Here is a 15,866-nt window from a genome sequence, read left to right on the forward strand (position 1 = left end):
ACTGATGCAGATGGCTGCTCCCTCCTTCCTCCAGCACGCGCAGGACTTCCTGCCGATCCTCCTGCAGGGTGCCGTGGTCACCGTGCAGGTGACGGTGCTCTCCTTCCTGCTGAGCAGCGTGCTCGGCCTCGGGCTCGCGCTGATGAAGCTCTCGCCGGTGCGCGCGCTCTCGTGGGCCGCCACGGTGATCGTCAACGTGATCCGCGGGCTGCCGATCATCGTGCAGCTCTTCTACATCTACTTCGTGCTGCCGGAGTTCGGTGTGCAGCTCACGGCCTTCCAGGCCGGCGTGATCGGGCTGGGCATCGCCTACTCGGCCTACCAGGCCGAGAACTTCCGCGCCGGCATCGAGGCGGTCGATCCGGGCCAGCGCGAAGCGGCGCAGGCCATGGGCATGCGCTCGGCGCTGATCATGCGGCGCGTGATATTGCCGCAGGCCTTTCGCATCGCGCTGCCGCCCTACGGCAACACGCTGGTGATGATGCTGAAGGACTCCTCGCTGGTCTCGACCATCACCGTGGCCGAGATGACGCGCGCGGGCCAGCTCATCGCCTCGTCGACCTTCCAGAACATGACGGTCTACACCCTGGTCGCCCTCCTCTACCTGCTGATGAGCCTGCCGCTGGTCTGGGGCCTGCGCCGGCTCGAGAAGCGCTTCGCCGCCGGGAGGAAGCAGCCATGATCCACGTCGAGGGACTCGAGAAGCGCTTCGGCGCGCACCGCGTGCTGCAGGGCGTGAGCCTGCACGTGGACAAGGGCGAGGTGGTGTGCCTGATCGGCCCGTCGGGCTCGGGCAAGTCGACCGTGCTTCGCTGCATCAACGCGCTGGAGTCGTACGAGGGCGGCGAGATCCGCGCCTTCGGCGAGCGCGTGGACCGCAACGCACCGAACATCCACCGGCTGCGCAGCCGCATGGGCATGGTGTTCCAGCGCTTCAACCTGTTCCCGCACCGCACCGTGCTGGAGAACGTGATGGAAGGCCCCGTCTACGTGCTGCGCCAGAACGCCGCGCAGGCGCGCGAGGAAGCGATGGCGCTGCTGGCCAAGGTCGGGCTGGCCGAGAAGGCACAGGCCTGGCCCGCGCAGCTCTCGGGCGGGCAGCAGCAGCGCGTGGCGATCGCCCGCGCGCTCGCGATGAAGCCCGAGGCCATGCTGTTCGACGAGCCGACCTCGGCGCTCGACCCCGAGCTGGTCGGCGACGTGCTCGGCGTGATGCGTGCGCTGGCCGACGAGGGCATGACGATGATCGTGGTCACGCACGAGATGGGCTTCGCCCGCGAGGTGGCCGACCGCGTGTGCTTCCTGCACAGCGGCAGCATCGTCGAGGAAGGCCCGTCCGCGCAGGTGCTGGGCGCGCCTCGCCATGCGCGCACGCAGGACTTCCTGCGGCGCGTGCTGCATCCTTCCGGTGCGGCCGGCTCTCCGGAGGTGCGTGCATGAGCGCAGCCAGTGCCATGCCGCCGTCGCTCTGGGCTGCAACAGCCCCCCCAGCTCCGCCGACGCCGCCGCTCGCCGGATCGCGCAAGGCCGACGTGCTGATCGTGGGCGGCGGCTTCACCGGCCTGTCTGCCGCGCTGCACCTGGCCGAGGCCGGCGTGCAGGTCTGCGTGCTCGAGGCACATGAGCCCGGCTGGGGTGCCTCGGGGCGCAACGGCGGGCAGGTGAACCCGACGCTCAAGCACGACCCCGACGAGCTCGTGCGGCTGTACGGCGCCGAGCGCGCCGAGCCGCTGATCGATGCGGTTTCGGGCTCGGCCGACCTGGTGTTCGACCTGATCGCGCGCCACGGCATCGACTGCCAGCCGGTGCGCAACGGCTGGCTGCAGGTTTCCTATTCGGAGAAGGACGTGGCCGGCCTGCATGCGCGCGCCGAACAATGGGCCAGGCGCGGCGTGAACACGCTGCCGCTCGACCGCGCGGCCGTCGCGGCACGGCTGGGCACCGATACCTTCGCCGGCGGCTGGCTCGACGGCCGCGCCGGCGGCATCCAGCCGCTGGCCTACACGCGCGGGCTGGTGCGCGCCGCGCAGGGCCTGGGCGTTGCCGTGCACGGCGGCATCGAGGTCACGGCGCTGGAGCGGCGCGGCTCGCACTGGCATGCGAGCACGTCGACGGGCGCCAGCGTCACCGCGGAGCAAGTCGTCATAGCGACCAACGGCTACACGGGCGCGCTATGGCCCGGGCTGAAGCGCACGGTGCTGGCGGCCAACAGCTTCATCGTGGCCACCGAGCCGCTGAAGGGCGCGGCGGCCGACGCGATCCTGCCGCGCGGCGAAACCGCCTCGACCTCGCAGCGCCTGCTGCTCTACTTCCGCAAGGACGCGCAGGGCCGCCTGCTGATGGGCGGGCGCGGCCATTTCGCCGACCCGGGCGGTCCCGCCGATTTCGCGCACCTGGAGCGCTCGCTGGAGCTACTGTTCCCGCAGCTCGGGCCGCTGCGCTACGAGTACCGCTGGGCCGGCCGAATCGCCGTCACGCGCGACTTCATGCCGCACGTGCACACGCCGGCGCCGGGCATGACGATCGCGCTGGGCTACAACGGCCGGGGCATCGCGCTGGCCACGAGCATGGGCAAGCACTTGGCTGCGCGGCTCGTGGATGCGGGCGCGGATTTTCCGTACCCGGTGACGCCGATCCAGCCGATCCCGCTGCATGGCCTGCAGCGCTTCTACGTGGCCGGGGGCGTGGCCTGGTACAGCCTGCTCGACCGGCTGGCCTGACGAGTCGCCCAGGTGCCCGGGATGTCTTGCCATGTCGCACGCCTGTGCGTCAAATGCCGGGCATCCTACTCACCTCTTCAGGAGACACATGCCGATCGACACCCTCGCCACCTGGCACCGGCTCGTCAAGGAACGCGATGTGGCGGGGCTCGATGCCCTGCTCGACGACGAGGCCGTCTTCCATTCGCCGGTGGTGCACACGCCCCAGGTGGGCAAACGCATCACGCAGAAGTACCTGGCGGCGGCATTCCAGGTGTTCTTCAACGAGAGCTTCCGCTATGTGCGCGAGCTCAGGTCAGAGCACGATGCGGTGCTCGAATTCGCGCTCGAGCTGGACGGCATCCAGATCAATGGCGTCGACATGATGAAGTGGAACGACGCAGGCAGGATCACCGAGTTCAAGGTGATGCTGCGCCCGCTGAAGGCCGTGAACCTGATCCACCAGAAGATGGCGGCGCAGCTCCAGCCCCCGCAATCCTGACAGCGCCAATGCGCCCGGCACGCCACGGCGTTCGAACCGGCGCGTCCCCTTCGCGAGACACCGCGGAACCGGCTCCGCCGGGCCGCAGGTGTCGCCCCCGGCGAGGGGGTTGGCGCAGCGACACGAAGTGCGCGTAGCCTGGGGGAGTATTTATTCAGCGACGACGTGCAGGCTGCCCTGCACGCTGTACGCCCGCACGCACATCCGGGTCAACTGCACGAGAAACCGAAACACGGCCGGCTCGCTCAGGCAATCCGGGGTGATCGCCATGATGTCCTTGCGGAACTCCATCAGCCCGTTGCCGGACATCGCCATCTCGGCGGAGGTGCCGTAGTAGTGCTTCCAGAAGTCCTGCAGCGGGCCGCGCTTCACCTCGTCGATCACCAGCGTATAGCCGCGCTCCCAGACCTCCTCGTCCATGGCCAGGCAATCGACGTTGGGGTCCTGCAGACGGGCGCCTGGGGGCACCAGGAACACGCGCCGCGTCGCTACCCGCTCAACGGCGGCTTGCTGTGGGCGCATTGCCTGACTCCGCAAGCTCGATTGAAGCGGCTGGCGAGGTGCAAGAATCGGTGAAGGTGTGTTCTGCAGCATGGCGTGTGCTTCTCATGATGGGTGTCCTCGAGGAAACCAGGAGGTGTGACAGCTGAAAATTCAAACCGCGAGCAGCCGCAGGCGGCTCGCGTTGGAATGGGCCAGGCTCTTTGGCGGGTCCCAGGTTCCATTGGCGTTCAATGTGGTGGTCAGCGCGTAGACGCCGGCCGGATACGGCAACTCGAGTGGGTTGTTGATCGCGCTGACGTCGATCACATCGCCTTCCTCGTAGTCGCCATAGGCGATGAAGTAGCGGGGGCGCGGCGAGAAGGCCAGGTTCTGGTTGGGGCGTGCCTGCGCCGCATACACCGTGCTGCCTCCCATGGTCACGCCCACGGCAGCCGCGGACCTGCCCGGGACGCTGGCCGACTCGGCGAGATAGAACCGCGACCGATCGGGTCCCGGGATCGGGTTCACGAACCGGTAGGCACGGTCGTAGTCGAGCGTGATCTTGTTGTTCAGGCCGGTCGCGTCGTAGGTTTCCGTGGCGGTGAACTGGGTGCCGGGCTGCAGTTCGCCAGTTTCAGCCCAGGAGAAGCCGGTGTCGACGCTCCACTGGAACTTGACGCGCGAACTCGGGCCCGGGTTCGAGAACTCGGCGAACCAGGCCAGCGACAGCGCATTCGGCGCCCATTGCGTCGGGTCGTTCTGGAACACCATGAAATAAGCCGAATGACTCGCATGGTTGTTGACCGTGACTGAATAGATCATCCCCATGGCAACTCTCTTCCGGAAGTGATGGATCAGGCGGTTGGTGCCGCAACGGCACCGAGCTGGACCTCACTCTAGGGATCGCGGGTGGAGAATGAAATTACAGGCGATTACACGCGCTGTGCGCCACCCTGGATCTCGAAGGGATAGTTGCCGAGGCGCACGTTCCCGCGCCGTCGCTCGACCAGCGGCGGCTCGGCCAGCCGGGGCGCCAATGCATTGAGGATCTGGTGCTTCGCCCTGAAGATCTGGATGTTCACGTACGAAGGCTCCACGCCCAGCATGCGCGAGAGTTCGTCCAGCCCGATCCAGCCCTGGCTCTGCGGCGCAACGCCTTTTTGCGCGTCCTGCTGCCGCACGCGGGCGAGCGTGACGAGGGTGTAGTGATGAATGCGTTCGCCGAGCGACACCGATTTGCCGTCCGCCACCAGGCTCAGGCTCGTGTGCTCCTCGTTCTGGCTGACATTGAAGTGCAGCGAAACCTCCGCCGAGGCCGGCGCCGAGGCTGCGATCGGGTTCTCGGAAGTGGACGCTAGGTCGTCGCCCAGCACGAACTCCCACGTGCTGCCCGAGGTGCGGACCACGGTGCCATCGCTGAGGTACTCGATGCCGCCGATGTGCTCGAGCATCCATTTGCCTTCGTGGAAATACACGTTCACTTCAGGCTGCTGCTCGTCCGGCAGCAGGTTTTCGCGGAGGTTCAGCACCACGGCGGCGCCGCGGCCCTCGTTCGGAAAAAGGCAGGTGGCCGGCGGCGCGAGGTCGTCCGCGATCCAGACCGTTTCATCGCCCACGCCCATGCGGACTTCGGCGCCCGCGGGCAAGACGGTCCAGCGGCCGCCCGGCAGGCGCTCGCCGTTCAACGTGGTGCCGTTGCGGCTCTGGTCGACGATCTCCCATGCGCGGCTGTTCCATCGGACAAGCGCATGGACCTGTGACACGTCCGGCGCCTTCAGCACCGTCTGGCATGCCGAGGCGCGGCGGCCGAAGGCATGCACGGGCCGCAGCATGGTGGCGCGCCCGTCGAGCTTGTTCCTGAAAATAGCCATCGGTGCATTCTCTCTCGCGAGGTCAGACGTAGAGCGCCTGTGGATTGAGGTCACCCTCGCTCATCGGAGTGTCGCGCCATCCCATGGCGACGGGCACCCTGTACAGGCGCGGGTTGCCCAGCTCCGGCCAGATGTGGCACAGGCCGGGCACGATCACCTTCACCGTGCACAGCGGGATGTCGGGGCGCGTGTGGTCGAGGACGATGGTCTCCAGGCCGAGGGCAGCGGCAATGCCGACGCAGCGCTTGATTTCTTCGGCGATATCCGTCTGCGCGGCCGGCGCCGGCACGGCGTCGCTCACCTTCGACGGCATGAGAAAGCCGGCGCGCTGCATTGCAAAGGTCTTGCCGGCCACGATCAGCTGGCTCATTTCCGTGAGCGCGCGTTCGCAGGCCAGCGCGCGGTCGGTGCTGCAGCCGAAGCCGATGGCCCACTCGCCCGTTTGCCCGTGCCGGCCGACGGCAACCGCCACCGGGATGCCGAAGTCATGGGTGATGTCGAGCACCCAGCGCTCCCACTCCGGGCCGCAGGTGCGCTCGATGCGCAGGCGGATTTCGGCGCACAGGCCACCGAGGTCGATGGCCGGCCTGCGGATTTCGCCGTACCACCAGATGGCTGCGGCATCGCGCTCCACCAGTTCGAGAAAGCCCTGCAGGATGGCTTCCTCGCGCGTGTTCCCGGCGGCGCATCCGTTCGATGTCCAGCCGACGTGGCACTGGCTTGGCACCGGCGCATTCGCGAAGCAGAAAGCCAGCGGGAGGTAGCAGCGGGCATCGGAAGTCAGCGACCAGGCGGGCGTCCACCATGCGGGCTGACCCGGGGCTGCGGACGAGTTCGCCACCGCGTGCGGTGGCTTCTCCGTGTCGAACCGCGCGCGTTGCCGATCGCTGAACAGCGCCAGCGCCTGCGGCTGGACGCAGCGCGCGTCAAGGTCGGCGGCGAGCGCGACGACCGAGGCCTCGTCGCCCTGGTAGAAGGCGGCGTGGCGTTCGACCGCCTCGCACAAAGCGCTGGCACGGGACTGCGCCATCGACATGCCTTTGCCGAGGCAGACCTGGGTCAGCGGGCCGGGCAGCGCGTCGCCGCCGGCCGGTGCAGTCCTGAAGATCTCGCTGCGATAGACCGTCAGCGCATCGTCGGATTCGGCGTTGAGCGGCCGCACCTGCGCGATCGCGCCGCACAGCGGACTGACGTGGCGCGCGAGCCGCTCCACCGTGGCCGAGGCAGGCACCGTGCGCCAGCCGCCATCGCGCCGGGCGGCGGGCAGGCCCGGCGCCAGCGCGATGCGTTCGCGTTGCCGCTGCGCCATGAGCCCCGGCGTTCCGCACTGCGGGCACTGGGGACGGCCGAAGACGAAATGCGGCTGCGGCGAATCCAGCGTGCGCACCTGCGCATCAGGGTGCGCGGCGAGCTGCCTGGCGATGGGGAGCAGTCGATCGAGGCGTTCGCCGACAAGCCCGTCGCCGGTGCGCACGGGCGGGCCGATCACCATGCCGCCGTGGCGGTCCTGCCACCAGGCGCGCGCCGGCCGGTTCCCGAGCCAGCGGTGCGCGAGGCAATGCCAGCAGGGGCCGGCCGGCTTCCCACGCGGCCTGAAGACCGGGCCGGCCATGGCCTGTTCGCCCGTCGGCTTGACCAGCAGCCATGGACGCCCCGAAGCGCGCTGCTGCGCATCGATCACGCCGAGCCGCGGGTCCAGGCAGTCGTCGCAGAACACGAGGGTGAGGCCAGCGCCGCCCGCCTCGGCGATCGCCAGCCCCCAGCGCCGTGCCGCGCCGTCGTTCACGGCCTGCGACAGCAGGACGAAATCGACGTGATCGGAGACGGCCGCACGCGCGGGTTCCACCGAGAAATCGGGCACGAGGTACGGCTCGCCGCCGTCCGTCGCGGCGGGTCGCACGAGCCCCTGGCGCGCCAATGCTTCGAGCGCATGCAGCATTTCCGCGAGCGGCGCGGCCGCGCCTTCGCTGCGGCAATAAGCCGCGAGGCTGACACGCTCGCGCAGCACGCGCTCGAGGGCCATGACGCCCGGCGAGCCGAGCACGAGCAGCTCGTTCTCGCTCAACAGCAGCAGGTTGTCCTTCAGCACGACCGGCGGCAGGTGCTTCTCGTGCCACCGGAAAACGTCGCCGAAGAAATCCGGTGCCGCGGCGCTACGCATCGTCTTGCGGGCCCAGCGCAAGGCGCACGACGGCATAGGGCCAGGCACCCGTCGCAGCCTGGAACGCCGCTTCGAACAGCCGATGCTGTTCGGAGAATTGCGCATAGATGTGGTCTTCGGACAGCACCCGCATCGACGGATGCAGACGCGCGATCTGCACGGCATCTTCGAAGCCCGACACCACCGGCAGCCGCATGCCGCCCACCGCCATGGGCTGGCGCGCGAGCACCGGGTGCACATGGTCGAGCACGACGGTGCACGGCGTCGCGCCGTGCTCGAAGCGCCCGGCCAACCGGCACAGCAGGGCCTCCAGCGGCGCCTGCGGCAGGTAGGGGCAGACGCCCTCCAGCATCGCGAGCACGGGCCGCTCGCCGGGCAGGCCGGCGGCGTCGAGCCACGCGTCGTCGAGGATCGAGCAGGCGAGGTCGGTCTCGCCTTCGCCGCGCGCCATGTGCTGCGCCCGCAGGCCGATGGCGTCCGGCAGGTCGATGTTCAGCCAGCGGGAACCTGCCGCCACGGCCGCCCCGAGCCGGCTGCGCCGCGTGCAAAGGCCCGCCCCCAGCGTGATGCACAGGCCCCCCGGATGGATTGCGAGGAATTCGGCCGCGAAACGGTCGAACAGTGCGGCGCGCAGGACCACGCTCCTGACGAATGCCGCGTCCATCGCATAGGCCGAGAGGTCGAAGGGAAGCGAGGCCGCGATGCGCTGCGCCTCGGGGTCGGAGAACGCCTGCGCATCGCCGCGCAGGCGGCTGGCCTCGGCGCGCGCGGCCAGTGTCAGCAGGAGCGTGGCCGTGGCGCCTTGCAGCGCGCCAGTGGCCAGCCCCCGGTCGACCGCGGACTCAGCAGGTGAAGGGATAGGGGTCGCCCGTGTTGTTGTACGAGGTGAGCGCGATCGCCCGCATGCCCTCTTCCACCGGCGCGTTCGGGTAGTTGAGGAGGAGGCCGTTCTTGATCGGCGAGCCGTCGGCATTCTCCAGGTTCCATTCGCCGCGCGCCGTGTCCCACGTGAAGGCGGAATTGGTCGTGAACAGGATCTTGAAATTGAACGGATTGTTGTAGCCCAGCCATTGGCTCAGCACCGGCGCCTTGTCGGTGTCGGGGTCGCGCGTCAGGTCGAAAAGGAACTCCGGCGATTGCCATGCGAGCGCGATCGCGCGCAGCACCAGGCCGCCAAACGCCAGCAGCGAACCTTCGCCGCCGCCGGGGATGCCAAGGCCCGTGGGCAGCGCGGCTTTCATCAGGCCGGCGGTGGACTCTTCGGGCGCCTCGAAGGCGACGGCGCCGCCCATGAAGTTCGGGAACACCTGGTAGTAGGCGGCCAGCGCCTCCGCGGCATGCGAAGAAGGCGCCTGCGGCAGCACGATGATGAAGGAATCGTCGGGGCCGACCCAGCCGGAAGTCAGCATCGGCTTCCATTCGGCGCGCATGTCCGGATCCGGATTCTGGAAGAGCCTGATGTCGACTTGCGGCCACATCGTCGGCAGGCCGAAGTCGCGGCGCAGCATGGGCTGGATGTCCTGCTGGTCGAGCAGTTCGCGGCGGTAGGCATCGTCCTGCCACGATCGGGCAACGCCTCGAAGATAGGCAAGGCGGAATTCGAGCAGCGGTTCGGCGCTTTGGCGTTGAGGGGTCATGGTCACTTCATCCTTGGTTCAAGAAACAAATGCATGCAGGGGCATGCGTGCAGACAACTCCGACCGCAGGCCGGCCAGCTCCTCCAGGCGTGCGGCCACGTCGCGGCCTTCAGGCGCCAGTGCCTGCAACGCCGCCAGGGCCTCGTACTCGGTCCTGTGCTTGGCCCCCTCGCGCGCTACTTCGGCGGCCTGCGCGAAGCAGGCGGCCACCGCCGCGCGCTCACCGCCGGCGGCCTGCAGGTAGCGGGCCTTCTGCAGATGGAGCTCGGACCTGTAGAGCCCTTCCTTGAGCTCGTCCGCCATGCGCAGGCACTCGTCGATGCGCTCGAGCGCTTCGCTCCAGCGCTGGTTGGCGGCCAGCGTGTCCGCGGCGAAGGCACGGTAGTAGGTCTGGCAATAGCGGCAGCCCATGCCCCACAGCGCCTGCACCCAGGCGTCGGCTTGCGCGATGCTGTCGACGTCGCCGGTGGCCCAGCAGCGGATGATTTCCGCATACCCCTGGAACGCCGGCAGGCCATAGCGCGCGGTGATGCCGAGCAGTTCGCCCGTGCTGACCAGCGCCCGCGCCTTGTCGTTGCGGGCCTGGTGGCCCAGGCTCTGGTACAGCAGGGCCATGCTCAGCGACGGAATGTGCGACATCTCCCGCGCCCACCGGACGGCATTCGCGGCGTCGGTGCGGGCGGCCGCGTCGTGGCCCGCGAACCAGCGCACCAGCGCGCGCCCCGTGGTGGCCCATACGCGGGTGTCGAAGCCGAAGTCGGCGGCATGGTGCGCGTGCGATTCGGGGCTGTAGCGCTCGATGGCGTCGGTCAGCGACTGCTCGCCGAGTTCGAACTGGCCATCGGAATAGTGCGCGAGCCCAAGATAAGTCTGTGCCGCCACGAACACGCCCTGGTCCTGCTGCTGCACGGCATGGTCGAGCAACCGCTGGCTCAGCCGCTGCACCTCGGCGCGGTTGCTCGCGACGTGGTGGAAGGTGATCAGCGTCCACAGGTGCTGCACCTGCTTCTCGCGGGGCACGCTGTCGTCGAGCAGTTCCTGCGACAGGGCGATGCGGTCCACCACCTGCGCATGCGCCCAGCCGTACTTGTTCATCATCGCCTGCGTGACGTAGCTGTTCACGTCGAGGCGCGCCTCGCGCTGCGCAGCGCCATCCAGGCGCGCCATCCAGCCGTCGATGTGCTGGGCGTAGGAAATGGTTTCGTCGTTCAGCGAGCGATGCTGGGTAATGCGCAGCTGCTGCACCGCCAGCGCCATGGCCTGCGCGTGCTCGCCGGCATCCGCCCAGTGCTGGGCCACGCTGCCCGGCTCGTCCGCCACGCGCTGCGGCTGGCTGTCCAGCAGCGTCTGCGCCACGTTGCGGTGCTGCTGCTGGCGCTGCGCGACGAGCATGCACTCGTAGGCGGTGTCGCGGATCAGCGCGTGGCGGAAGATGAAGGCGCCCGGCGGCCCGGCCGGCGCCACGAGCCCCGCGTCGAGCAGCACGGCCATGTCCTTGTCCATGGCTTCGGGGAGCTTGCCCGAACAGGCGCACAGCAGCTCGGCATCGAACTGCCGCCCGATGGTGGCAGCCAGCTGCAGCAGGCCCTTGACGGGGCCCAGCCGGTCGAAGCGGCTGACCAGCGAGTCGCGCAGCGTGACCGGAATGGCCGCTGGCTGCGCGGTGTCCTTGAAGACCCAGACGCCGTCCTTCTCCACCAGGTAGGCGTCGAGCAGCATGCGCGCCATTTCCTGGATGAACAGCGGCACGCCGTCGGTGCGCGCGACCACGTTGTCGATCACCTGCGGCGCGGCGATTCTCGGCGCCAGCGCCTGCCGGGCCAGTTCGGCCGCCTGCGCGTCTTCCAGACGGCGCACCTCGATGCACGCCGCCTGCAGTTCCGGCGGCTTCTCCCATTCCGGCCGCGCGGTCAACACCAGCAGCACGCGCCGCTGCGGCAGCTGCGCGACCAGCTGCTCGAGAAACTCGATGCTCGTGGGGTCGGCCCAATGTACGTCCTCGAGCAGGAGCAGCAGCGGCGCCGCCTCGGCCATGTGCAGCAGCCACTGCGCGATCGACTGCAGCAACAGCGCCTTCTGCATCGGGGGAGACATCTGGCTGGGCGCGCTGTCGCCCAGCGGCAGGGAAAGCCATGCGCAGAAGATCGGCAGCACCGCCTCGCCGTCGCAGCCGGCCGCATGCAGGGCCTCGCGCAACCGCTCCCGCCGGGCGTCTGGCGTGGCGGCGTCGGGCGCGGCGTCGAGCCGCTGGCGCAGCAGCGCCAGGAACGGCGTCAGCGCGTTGTTCTGGCTTTCGGGCTGGCACTGCGCACTGACGGTCTGCCAGCCTTCCTGCGCCACCTGCTCGCGCAGCATGTCGGCGAGACACGACTTGCCGATGCCGGGCTCGCCGCGAATCCACACCGCGCCGCCTTGGCCTTGCCGGGCCTGGGCCCACGCCGCGCGCAGCTGTTGCAGTTCCGGCTCGCGGCCAATGCACGCCTCGTGCAGTGCCTGTTCCGCCGACTCGTGCAGCATGGACGCCTGCCGCTTGCTGCTGAGGCAATAGGTCTGGATGCCGCCGGACTGCCCCGGCAGGGCCACGCTGCCGGCCTTGTCGAAGCGCGCATGGCGCCCCAGCAGCCGGTAACTGCTTTCGCTTGCCAGCAGCGTCCCGGTTTCGGCAACGCCCTCGAGCCGCACAGCGACATTGACAGCATGGCCCGACGGGATTTCTCCGGCGGCCACCACCGCCATGCCGGTGTGCATGCCCATGCGGATACCCAGATGAACGCCGTGCGCCTGCTCGATGGCGGCCGAGCGCTGGCGGCTCAACGCAATCAGCTCCAGCGCCGTCATGCCGGCCTGCCGCGCGTCGGTGTCGCTGGCATGCGGATAGCCGAACAGCACGATCATCCGGTCGCCCAGCGTGCCCGCCAGCAATCCGCCGCGCCGCGTGGCGGTCTCCGCGAACAGGGAGAGCTCGTTGCGCTGCAGCAGTTCCAGTTTTTCGATGTCCGAGGGCAAGGCATCGTCGGCGCCCTCGGCGTCGGCGTCCGGCCAGACCGAGACGCTGCAGCACAGCACCGTGAGCTGGCGCTTCTCGGAGAAGCCGCGCGTCGTCACCACGGTATGGGCCAGCGCCTCGTCCTGCGCCTGCTTGGCCGAGCGCAGCACGCCCACGAGGTCGTCCAGCCGCAGGCGCCCGAGTTCGGCCAGCAGCGTGGCCGCGGAATCGCAGCGGTCGGCGGCCTTCTTCCTCAATGCCTGCCGCAGCACGGACGCCACCGGATGGCTGGCGATTTCCGAGGGCAGCGGCACTTCCTGCGGGCTCAGTTGCTGATGAAGAATCTCCGCCGCCGATGCGCCGCGGATGGCGGGCACGCCGGTCAGACATTCGATGAACATCAGGCCCCAGGCATACAGATCGGACTTGACGCCGGGTGGCTCGCCGCGCAGCTGCTCGGGTGCGCTGTAGGCCGGCGTGCCCAGGGACTCTTCCGTCATCGTGAGCGTCAGGAATTCGGCGCCCCTGTTCGTGGGTATGACGGTGCTGATGCCGAAGTCCAGCACCTTCGCATGCGGGACAGCGCCGGTGAACGTGACCATCACGTTGTCCGGCTTCAGGTCGCGATGCACGATGCCCGCGGCATGCGCGCAGTCCAGCGCATCCAGCACTTCCGCCATGAGGTGGGCGGTTTCGGGGGCCGTCAAAGCGCCCTTGCGCCGGATCAGGCTGGTGAGCGTTTCTCCCGGCACGTACTCGAAGACGCCATAGACGCAGGCGCCCTGCTCGCCCTTGTCGAGCAGCTGAACGATGTGCGGATGGTGCAGCGCGGCGCAGAGCTTGGTCTCGCGGTGGAAACGCGCAACGCGCTGGCTGCCGACCTGCAGCTTGACGACCTTGATGGCGACCACGGTGCCCGTGCGCTGCTGCAGCGCACGATAGACGGTGCCGTAGCCGCCTGCGCCCAGTTCCTCCAGCAGGTCGTAGCCCGGAATCTCCAGCGATTCCGGCAATTGCGGTTGCAACGCTGTGTACGTGGGGTTGGTGGCGGCATCCTGCATTTCAGCCTCGTCGTGATGGAACGTTGATGGTCCTCCGGGACTTGCCTCGGCCGCGTTCCGCGCTGCGACGGTACGCAATAGTGACACTAATTGTTACTGTAGCGGACACAAGGACTTTTCAGGTAGGCAACACTCCAAAAAAAGAAAACCCGCAACAAGTGCGGGTTGTTAGAACTTTTCGGTGTATATGCTGCCGCCCGGCGCAGCCCGGGCTCCTTCGCGAACACCGCGGAACCGGCTTTGCCGGGCCGCTGGTGTTGCCCCCGGTAGGGGGAAGGCGTAGCGACACGAAGTACGCGCAGCCTGGGGCGAGCTTATTTCTTCTCGCCGCCCGGCACCTTGCCTTCGACGCCCTTGACGTAGAAGTTCACGCCCGAGAGGAACTTGTCGTCGGCCACCGCGTCCTTGGCGACCAGTTCCTTGCCGTCCTGGCCGAGGATCGGGCCCTTCCAGATCACGAAGCTGCCGTCCTTCAAGCCCTTCTTCACTGCCTCGACCTTGGCCTTGGTTTCGGCCGGCACGTCATCGGCGATCGACACGAGGTCGATGGCACCTTCCTTCACGCCCCACCAGCTCTGGCCGGTGGTCCACTTGCCGTCCAGGGCTTCCTGGGTGGCCTTGATGTAGTACGGGGCCCAGTTGATGGTGGCCGAGGCCAGGTGGGCCTTGGGACCGTAGGCGGTCATGTCGGAGTCCCAGCCGAAGGCGCGCTTGCCTTTCTCTTGCGCGGTCTTGAGCACGGCCGGCGAGTCGGTGTTCTGGAACAGCACGTCGGCGCCGCCGTTGATGAGGGCGGTGGCGGCTTCGGTTTCCTTGGGCGGGCTGAACCACTCGTTGACCCACACGACCTTGGTCGTGATCTTCGGGTTGACCGACTGCGCGCCCAGCGTGAAGCTGTTGATGTTGCGCAGCACTTCGGGGATCGGCACCGAACCGACCACGCCCAGCGTGTTGCTCTTGGTCATGGCGCCGGCGATCACGCCGGCCATGTACGCGCCCTCGTACGTGCGGCTGTCGTAGGTGCGCATGTTGTCGGAGGTCTTGTAGCCGGTGGCGTGCTCGAACTTCACGTCCTTGCTGTCTGCCGCGACCTTGAGCATCGGCTCCATGTAGCCGAAGGTGGTGCCGAAGATCAGCTTGTTGCCCTGGCTCACCATGTCGCGGAACACGCGCTCGGCGTCGGCGCCCTCGGGCACGCTTTCGACGAAGGTGGTCTTGATCTTGTCGCCGAATTCCTTTTCGAGCGCCTTGCGCGCGTTGTCGTGCGCGAAGGTCCAGCCGCCGTCGCCCACGGGTCCGACGTAGGCGAATGCGATGTTCAGCGGCGCTGCCGGAGCCGGTGCGGCAGCGGCGGGTGCCGGGGCCGGCGCGGGCGCTGGGGCCGGTGCTGCCGCTTCTTCTTTCTTGCCGCAGCCGATCAGGGCCGCCGAAGCGACCGCCGTGAGGGCGGCCAGCTTGAGCAGGGAGCGCTTGTTCAGATCATTCATTGTCGGAAATCCTCAAAAGGACAGGTTGGCGGAAAAACGAAACACGATTATGAGCCGGGGTAGAACGGTTTCCCGATGGAGGCCGGCATGTTGGCGCGGATGAATGCCGGGTTGCGCGAGATCAGCGCCAGCACCACGATGGGCGCGATGTACTGCAGCATGCTGAGGAACTGCGCCGGCACGTCGACGCCGCTGCTCTGCAGGTGAAAGCCCAGCATCGACACGCCGCCGAACAGGTAGGCGCCCAGCAGCACGCGCACCGGCCGCCAGGTGGCGAAGGTGGTGAGCGCCAGCGCGATCCAGCCGCGCCCTGCCACCATGCCCTCGACCCATAGCGGCGTGTACACGGTCGACAGATACGCGCCCGCCAGCCCGCACAACGCGCCGCCCGCGATCACCGCCATGAAGCGGATGCGCCGCACCGGGTAGCCCAGCGCATGCGCCGACTCGGGCGACTCGCCGACCGAGCGCAGCACCAGGCCGGCACGCGTGCGGTAGAGAAACCAGATCAGCGCGACGGTCAGCACCACCGCGAAGTACACCATCGGGTGGTGGCGGAACAGCGCCGGGCCGACGAGCGGGATGTCGCCCAGCACGGGGATGGCGTAGCTCACGCTCGCGGGCAGCTTGGCCTGCACGAAGTTGATGCCGGCAAAGGCCGAGAAGCCAACGCCGAACAGGCTGAGCGCGAGGCCGGTCGCGTACTGGTTGGTGTTGAGCCAGATCACCAGCACGCCGAAGAAGGCCGAGAGCAACGCCCCGGCCGCCATGCCGGCGAGGAAGCCGAGCCAGGGGTTGTGCGTGGTGACCACCGTCGCGAAGCCTGCGATGGCGGCGCAGAGCATCAGGCCCTCGGCGCCGAGGTTGACGACGCCGGCCTTCTCGTTGATCAACAGGCCCAGCGCCGCGATGGCGAGGACCGTTCCGGCGCTCAGGGTGGAGCCCAGGAGGAGTGCGTAACTGTCCATTCAATTGCTCC

General features: G+C 68.4%; 13 protein-coding genes. 4 read left to right on the forward strand and 9 right to left on the reverse strand.

What is annotated here, in order from left to right; genetic code table 11:
- Positions 1-10: 10 nt before the first annotated feature.
- From ehuD to ACCD11_RS15885, 4 genes are all read left to right on the forward strand, one after another.
- Complete coding sequence (gene ehuD / locus ACCD11_RS15870) at positions 11-682, forward strand: ectoine/hydroxyectoine ABC transporter permease subunit EhuD (RefSeq protein WP_413314607.1); 672 nt, start codon at positions 11-13, stop codon at positions 680-682.
- Positions 679-1,440, forward strand: a complete 762-nt coding sequence (locus ACCD11_RS15875; protein ID WP_301508715.1) for an amino acid ABC transporter ATP-binding protein — start codon at positions 679-681, stop codon at positions 1,438-1,440. The genes ehuD and ACCD11_RS15875 overlap by 4 nt, the downstream gene beginning before the upstream one ends.
- On the forward strand, positions 1,437-2,720 hold the full coding sequence (locus ACCD11_RS15880) for an NAD(P)/FAD-dependent oxidoreductase (protein WP_413314608.1): 1,284 nt from the start codon (positions 1,437-1,439) through the stop codon (positions 2,718-2,720). Before ACCD11_RS15875 ends, ACCD11_RS15880 begins: the two co-directional genes overlap by 4 nt.
- Before the next feature lie 88 nt (positions 2,721-2,808).
- Positions 2,809-3,201, forward strand: a complete 393-nt coding sequence (locus tag ACCD11_RS15885) for a nuclear transport factor 2 family protein (RefSeq protein WP_007832776.1) — start codon at positions 2,809-2,811, stop codon at positions 3,199-3,201.
- 150 nt (positions 3,202-3,351) lie between these two features.
- Here ACCD11_RS15885 and ACCD11_RS15890 read toward each other — a convergent pair whose 3' ends face one another.
- The 9 genes from ACCD11_RS15890 to ACCD11_RS15930 all read right to left on the reverse strand — a co-directional run bounded on the left by ACCD11_RS15890 (position 3,352) and on the right by ACCD11_RS15930 (position 15,855).
- A complete protein-coding gene (locus ACCD11_RS15890; RefSeq protein ID WP_007832770.1) occupies positions 3,352-3,723 on the reverse strand; it encodes a hypothetical protein in 372 nt (123 codons plus the stop codon).
- A gap of 132 nt (positions 3,724-3,855) precedes the next feature.
- A complete protein-coding gene (locus ACCD11_RS15895) occupies positions 3,856-4,512 on the reverse strand; it encodes a hypothetical protein (protein ID WP_007832767.1) in 657 nt (218 codons plus the stop codon).
- Between the two features lie 104 nt (positions 4,513-4,616).
- A complete protein-coding gene (locus ACCD11_RS15900; RefSeq protein WP_413314609.1) occupies positions 4,617-5,555 on the reverse strand; it encodes an FHA domain-containing protein in 939 nt (312 codons plus the stop codon).
- Between the two features lie 22 nt (positions 5,556-5,577).
- Complete coding sequence (locus ACCD11_RS15905) at positions 5,578-7,716, reverse strand: TOMM precursor leader peptide-binding protein (RefSeq protein ID WP_413314610.1); 2,139 nt, start codon at positions 7,714-7,716, stop codon at positions 5,578-5,580.
- The gene (locus ACCD11_RS15910; protein WP_413314638.1) at positions 7,709-8,539 is read right to left on the reverse strand and encodes a class I SAM-dependent methyltransferase; all 831 of its coding nucleotides are present in this window, start codon (positions 8,537-8,539) and stop codon (positions 7,709-7,711) included. Before ACCD11_RS15910 ends, ACCD11_RS15905 begins: the two co-directional genes overlap by 8 nt.
- Before the next feature lie 19 nt (positions 8,540-8,558).
- Positions 8,559-9,353: a BMA_0021/BMA_0022 family TOMM bacteriocin gene (locus tag ACCD11_RS15915; protein WP_413314611.1), complete on the reverse strand. Its 795-nt coding sequence runs from the start codon at positions 9,351-9,353 to the stop codon at positions 8,559-8,561.
- A gap of 18 nt (positions 9,354-9,371) precedes the next feature.
- Positions 9,372-13,400 (reverse strand): TOMM system kinase/cyclase fusion protein, encoded by a 4,029-nt coding sequence (locus tag ACCD11_RS15920; RefSeq protein ID WP_413314612.1) that lies wholly within the window; start codon positions 13,398-13,400, stop codon positions 9,372-9,374.
- Positions 13,401-13,714: 314 nt separating this feature from the next.
- Positions 13,715-14,887, reverse strand: coding sequence for a BMP family ABC transporter substrate-binding protein (locus ACCD11_RS15925; protein ID WP_007839101.1), 1,173 nt, complete (start codon positions 14,885-14,887; stop codon positions 13,715-13,717).
- A gap of 47 nt (positions 14,888-14,934) precedes the next feature.
- Positions 14,935-15,855 carry an ABC transporter permease gene (locus tag ACCD11_RS15930; RefSeq protein ID WP_413314613.1) on the reverse strand — a complete coding sequence of 307 codons (921 nt, stop codon included), beginning with the start codon at positions 15,853-15,855 and terminating at the stop codon, positions 14,935-14,937.
- Positions 15,856-15,866: the final 11 nt, after the last annotated feature.

Source organism: Variovorax sp. Varisp36 (assembly GCF_047304235.1).
GTDB lineage: Bacteria > Pseudomonadota > Gammaproteobacteria > Burkholderiales > Burkholderiaceae_C > Variovorax.

Bases quoted from the DNA above. Each gene is read 5' to 3' on its own strand.
- ACCD11_RS15890 (WP_007832770.1), bottom strand. From the start codon at position 3,723: ATGCGCCCACAGCAAGCCGCCGTTGAGCGGGTAGCGACGCGGCGCGTG.
- ACCD11_RS15895 (WP_007832767.1), bottom strand. From the start codon at position 4,512: ATGGGGATGATCTATTCAGTCACGGTCAACAACCATGCGAGTCATTCG.
- ehuD (WP_413314607.1), top strand. From the start codon at position 11: ATGGCTGCTCCCTCCTTCCTCCAGCACGCGCAGGACTTCCTGCCGATC.
- ACCD11_RS15880 (WP_413314608.1), top strand. From the start codon at position 1,437: ATGAGCGCAGCCAGTGCCATGCCGCCGTCGCTCTGGGCTGCAACAGCC.
- ACCD11_RS15905 (WP_413314610.1), bottom strand. From the start codon at position 7,716: ATGCGTAGCGCCGCGGCACCGGATTTCTTCGGCGACGTTTTCCGGTGG.
- ACCD11_RS15920 (WP_413314612.1), bottom strand. From the start codon at position 13,400: ATGCAGGATGCCGCCACCAACCCCACGTACACAGCGTTGCAACCGCAA.
- ACCD11_RS15930 (WP_413314613.1), bottom strand. From the start codon at position 15,855: ATGGACAGTTACGCACTCCTCCTGGGCTCCACCCTGAGCGCCGGAACG.
- ACCD11_RS15925 (WP_007839101.1), bottom strand. From the start codon at position 14,887: ATGAATGATCTGAACAAGCGCTCCCTGCTCAAGCTGGCCGCCCTCACG.
- ACCD11_RS15885 (WP_007832776.1), top strand. From the start codon at position 2,809: ATGCCGATCGACACCCTCGCCACCTGGCACCGGCTCGTCAAGGAACGC.
- ACCD11_RS15875 (WP_301508715.1), top strand. From the start codon at position 679: ATGATCCACGTCGAGGGACTCGAGAAGCGCTTCGGCGCGCACCGCGTG.
- ACCD11_RS15900 (WP_413314609.1), bottom strand. From the start codon at position 5,555: ATGGCTATTTTCAGGAACAAGCTCGACGGGCGCGCCACCATGCTGCGG.
- ACCD11_RS15915 (WP_413314611.1), bottom strand. From the start codon at position 9,353: ATGACCCCTCAACGCCAAAGCGCCGAACCGCTGCTCGAATTCCGCCTT.